Here is a 672-nt window from a genome sequence, read left to right as displayed (position 1 = left end):
GAGTACTTTATTTTCTTTTAATTTCTCGAATTCTAATATCTTCTTTAAACTTTCGTTATAAAAGGTCTGAGTCCTAAGTGCGTTTTGTCTTTCATACGAGAGTTTGTACATCTCAGCTTCCTGCTGGCGTAGCACCTCTCTCTGTCTTTCCAACTCTTCGTTCGCCTGATAAATCTCGTATCGTAAACCTGTATCTACTTTGTTTGTACCAGGATCTGTTTTTAATTCTCCGATCTTTCCAAGTAACTCTGGGTTATTCACCAAAACTTGCATTTTCGTGACGGAATCAAAACTTAGTCGTCTCTCTTCCATAAGAGCCCTAGCTTCTTCTACTTTCTTACGCTTCGCTTCCAAAATCTGATTCGCAGTTTCCAGATTCGTCAAGATCCCAGTTCCAGTCGCAGTTGTAGTACCTCCCACAGTACTCGAAGTAGAATCCAAACCAGTAGAAGAAGAAGTAATACCTCCACTGCCGTTCAAATCCGCTAGTAGCTTTAAGTAAGTAGCTTCTTGTGTTTTAAAAGCGCTCTTTGCAGCCTCTACCTCAGAAGTAAGTTGAGCCTGAGATTTTCCGCCCACATTTTGGATCGCATAGTCATACACTTCCTGAGCACGATCTTTTTTCTGTTGGAGAACCTTCAATTCTTCTTTAGCAATCTTTAATTCTAGTTC

The 672-nt window shown here is 40.3% G+C and carries 1 pseudogene; it reads right to left on the bottom strand.

The features are described 5' to 3' along the window. Positions 1-672 (bottom strand): annotated as a pseudogene (locus CH373_RS18720) (hypothetical protein); the annotation flags it as partial.

Origin of the sequence: Leptospira perolatii, assembly GCF_002811875.1 — a bacterium.
GTDB classification, from domain to species: Bacteria; Spirochaetota; Leptospiria; order Leptospirales; family Leptospiraceae; genus Leptospira_B; species Leptospira_B perolatii.
Note: the sequence above shows the minus strand (reverse complement) of the source record. Positions and strands in the feature narration are given on the sequence as shown.